The sequence below is a fragment of the Bacillota bacterium genome, assembly GCA_040754675.1.
In the GTDB taxonomy this organism is placed as follows: Bacteria; Bacillota; Limnochordia; order Limnochordales; family Geochordaceae; genus Geochorda.
Window position 1 is genome coordinate 1 of record JBFMCJ010000370.1, and the last position, 4,156, is coordinate 4,156.

4 protein-coding genes are annotated in these 4,156 nt (G+C 66.4%); all 4 read right to left on the minus strand.

What is annotated here, in order from left to right; genetic code table 11:
• Window positions 1-496, minus strand: a 496-nt coding sequence (locus AB1609_17020; protein MEW6048149.1) for a hypothetical protein, incomplete at its 3' end; no start/stop codon positions are given.
• A 233-nt stretch (window positions 497-729) separates the two neighbouring features.
• Window positions 730-897: a hypothetical protein gene (locus tag AB1609_17025; GenBank protein MEW6048150.1), complete on the minus strand. Its 168-nt coding sequence runs from the start codon at window positions 895-897 to the stop codon at window positions 730-732.
• Window positions 898-981: 84 nt separating this feature from the next.
• Window positions 982-2,238, minus strand: coding sequence for an ATP-binding protein (locus AB1609_17030; protein ID MEW6048151.1), 1,257 nt, complete (start codon window positions 2,236-2,238; stop codon window positions 982-984).
• Between the two features lie 197 nt (window positions 2,239-2,435).
• A complete protein-coding gene (locus AB1609_17035; GenBank protein MEW6048152.1) occupies window positions 2,436-3,980 on the minus strand; it encodes a tetratricopeptide repeat protein in 1,545 nt (514 codons plus the stop codon).
• Window positions 3,981-4,156: the final 176 nt, after the last annotated feature.

Consider the following 4,156-nt stretch of genomic DNA (forward strand, 5'->3'; position numbering starts at 1 on the left):
CGGTCTGAGCCAGGTGAATCAAGATCTCGCGGATGGTCCGGGAGCCGGGGATGCACCACTCCATCGCCCCTCCCGGCAGGTCAGCCAGGGTTTCGAAGAGGTCGAGCCGAGACCATTGCAGGTAGAGTAGGCCATGATGGAGTTCCTCGGCGGTGAGCGGCACGAGATCGGGGAGAAAAAGTGCCCAGGTGCCACCTCGCCCCATGGAGGCCTCGCGGACCAAAAGCTCGACCACCTCCACGGACAGCGGCGACGTAAGCTGCACGGGCTCCCCGTGACGGCGGAGCCATGCGGAGGCGAAGCGAGCCGCCCGGGGCAGCAGCGAAAGCACCCGATCGTGATCGGGCGCCCAGCAATAGCAGCTGGGGAGGTCCAGCACCCATCCCGCCGCTCCGTCGTCGGTGGCAGCTTCCACGAAGGCACGCAGAACCGTGAGCTGTTGGGGCACACAACCCACCTCCAGCAGCGCAACTGTCCCGGCTTTGGGGCCTTCCATACCTGGTCCGCCCTGTCCTGCAGCGTTCAGTGCCCGCCGTATCAGTGCCAGCCGTGCAGGGCGAGACCGCGCCAGACCGACCAAGTCATCCCGTGCCCCATCGTCCCCCGCCAGGCGGCGTCGCCACTTGCAGCGGGTGAGCTGGACAACGTGATCCACCGTGTCAGGGCGACAGCAGCGCGGGGGTGGACCGCCCCGCGAAGGGCCGCGCGACCCGGGCCGCGCCTCGGCTGTCAAACCCCGCGCACAGCCGCGTCCTCGGCGGCGTAGTCAAAGGCAGAAGGATCAATCCGGGCCGGGGGATGCGCCCGCTCCCAGTCCACGGTCCGACGCAGAGCCTCATCCCGCGACACGGTCTCTGAGTAGCCGATTTCGACACGAATCCGGGTCGTGTCCACCACGAGGTCGTCGTGCTTCGGTCCAGCGGGCGCGCTCGCGGGGAGACGCTCGGCCCCCGGGCGGGAGCCCGGCGTAACGGGTGACCGTCAACCACTGCTGGAGGGCCCGGGCCCTGCCGTTCCAGATACGATTTGTCTTGTGTACGTGAGAACAGTGGACAACTGCTCCTCGCCGAGTGCCTCCATGAGGAAGTACATGTGATGCAACAGATTGGAAAACCGATAGCCGCCGCTCCCCGCTTCGCGTTCTGGCAGGATGACGCCGAGCCGCTTCATGCGAGCGACGAAGTTTCCGAGAGCTTTCTCCTCGGTGTCGTTGAGCCGGGCCCGAAGCTCGCGCAAAGTGAACGAATAACCGAGCTTCGCTGCCCTCCGAAGTATGGACAGATATCGAGGGCTGCGAATTGCGTCAAACACATGAGGCTGAAGGTGCTTCCGACCGACGACCTCGGCAGCCTGCCGCAGCCCCGAGAAGGCATCTTCGGCATTGACTCTCCTGTCCTGGTCGACTCGGTAGACAGCATCTCCTATCTCGTGGGCGAGCATGGGGTAACCGCCAGAACACGCAACCATCAGCATGAGTGCCTCATGCTCCAGCGCGCGGCCCGCGCGCCCAAACGCTTGCCTGAAAAAGTCGGCCGTTTCCGCGGGGTCCCAGGGCGTGATCTCCACCACCTCTAACATTCGGGCAAGCGACGGATGCAGCCGTATCAACGACCGGCGACGCTCCTCCAGTCCCACCAAGACAAAGGTCACCGGTAGTCGCTCCCGAGCCGTCGCCGCCTCGTCTACGGTGCTCTTCAGCCAGTTGGCAAACGCGGGGGACTCGGCCAGCCCGTTGATGTCGTCCAAGATGATGAGCGGAGCCTTCGAAGGGTCTCCAGTCTGCCTCAACAGTTGTCTGAGCTCTTGTCCAAACCTGCGTGCCAGGCCCTCGAGCTCCGATTGGTCCATCTGAAGCTCCAGGGTCACGCCGAACAGACCGACCTGCGCTACCCTTTTTCCCAGGGCTTCGACGAGCCTTCGGTGCCAGGGCCGGTCCGCGCTGTCGTTGAGGACCTGTTCCCACACCTTCTTAGCCATCTCCGGCAAGCCGGTCGCCGCGCCAAGGTGTACGTGGGTGGCGATCTGAGCCCCGTCTCGCAGCACCAGGAAACGGACAAAGGAGGCCAGCGAACTCTTGCCTATTCCCCTCTCCCCGGCAACGAACGCGACTCTCGGCACCTTCGTGGCAGACGACTCGCGCCACACGGACCGAAGGCGCTCGACTTGCTCTGCGCGCCCGACGAAAAACTCCACGGGGACAGGAACTCCCGGAGTGAAGGGGCTGTCTTCGGTGAGCACGCCGGCTTGCCTCCCGTTGCCGTTGTATAGAGTACCACGCTCCGCCCACGCCTGCCGCACGTCAAGTACCTGGTTTGTCGTCCTGGCGTCACCTTATGTGTAGGTAGTGTCGCACGTCTTAAGCGAGCGCATCAGCTCCCCGCCGGCAGATGGCCGTAGCCGTTGCCCGCACCGCCATGACCACAGGCCCTCTACGGTCAGCCCCGCGCCTTCAGCCGGGCGAGCGCCCTCCGAAAGGTGCGTACCGCCTCCCTGATTTCCGGGTCGCCGCTATGAACGCGGCTCAGGAACCGCTCGGCCTCGTCCAGCTCCCCCTGCTGGAGGCTCAGCGCCGCCAGGTTGACGAGCGCCACCGGGTAGTTTGGGGCCAACTCCAGAAGCATTTCGAGGTAACGTCGCGCCTCCTCGAGATTACCTTGCTCCTCCAGAAGAAGGGCGTACAGTGCGACAGCCAGCACCAGGATGCGGTCGCCCTCGAAAAGCAGGCTCTCGAGAAGCTCCTTGGCCTCCTGCAATTTGCCAGCCCTCCGGAGCTCAAGCGCCTGTCGGCGCTTCTCCAGGGGTTCCTGACCGGACCCGAAGTCGACCGGCAGCTCCCGCACCGTAACGTCCTGTGCCCGGCCATCGATCAGCATCCGTACCTTCTCGCCCGGCCGGGCGACACCGGCCTTCATCAGCCCCCGGGCCGCGTTCATCTTTTGGGAGATGGTCGTGCGGTTGGACATGAAGACGGCACGAGCCAGTTTCTCGCCCCATTCTCCGTTGCTGGCCACCAGGTAGGTCATGGCGACCCGCGCGGCTTCGGGATCGTGCGGCGCGGGGTCGAAGGCGGTGCAGATCAACAACATCCGCTGCAGAGGATCCTGGCTCACGCGCCGAACCAGCGCTTCGGTCCGGTCGTCGTCCCCCTTCACCCGCTCAAGCTCTGCAGTGACGGCATCCATGCGCGGGGTGGCGTACGGCAGCCGGAACGGGGGCACCAGGTCCGTGTCGCACAGCTTCGCCACCTCGATGAACTCCTCGACGAAGCCCCAACTGTCACCCTGCTCGCCGGCCTGGAGCCACGCGCGGCAGGCAGCGTCGAACCGACGCAGGTTGAAGGCTGCCAGCCCGCCGAGGTAATGGCTCTGGGGAAGCACGTGCTGGCCTGACCAGCGACGGTAGAGCTCCCATGCGAGACGGTCGTCCTCCAGGGTGCCGGCTGCGAGGAGGATGGCCGCCGTGTATTCTTGCCACCGACGGCGCGGGCCGGCAAATCCGGTTGCGTCGGGTCCCTGCTCAAACGCGCGGATCGCAGCCTCGAGATGCCGCCGGGCCGTTGCCGTGTCGCCGAGCCGGTGATGACAGCGGGCCGCGACCGCGTGAGCGAAAGGGTGCGTCCCGGCATGGGAGGGTGGGTCGCGGGATGGCACGGCATGCGTTGGGACATCAGCCCCTGCCGACGGCCCGGCCACCTGCCGCAGGTCAGGCCGCAAGTTGGGCTGCAGGATTCGCAGGGCCTCCGCAGGGTCGTGGCGGTGCTCGAGCGTCATCAGCGCCAGGTTGTTGAGCGCAGCCGGGATGGGGCCCCTCTCGACGGCCTGCTGAAACAACTGCAGCGCCCGTTCGCGGTCCCCCCGCTCCATGGCTGCCCGGCCTTCGTCCACCAGCCCCTCGGCGCCTGCGACATCGAAACCGAGGACGGGCGGGTCAGCCACCCACGCTCCCTCACTGCCCGGACCCAGGCCAGGCCCGCCGCTCATATACGACCCCTCCCCGCACCAACTCTTACCCCCGTGATGGCACCGACCCCGTCCCCAACGGATGTGGGGGACGTCGCAGACAAAGTACGGCCGGGCGCTGACACCTTCGGTCGGCGGCAGCAAGCTCCTGCCGTGGCTTCGCCGCACATGGGCCCTGCCCGTAGCCCCTCGTCTCT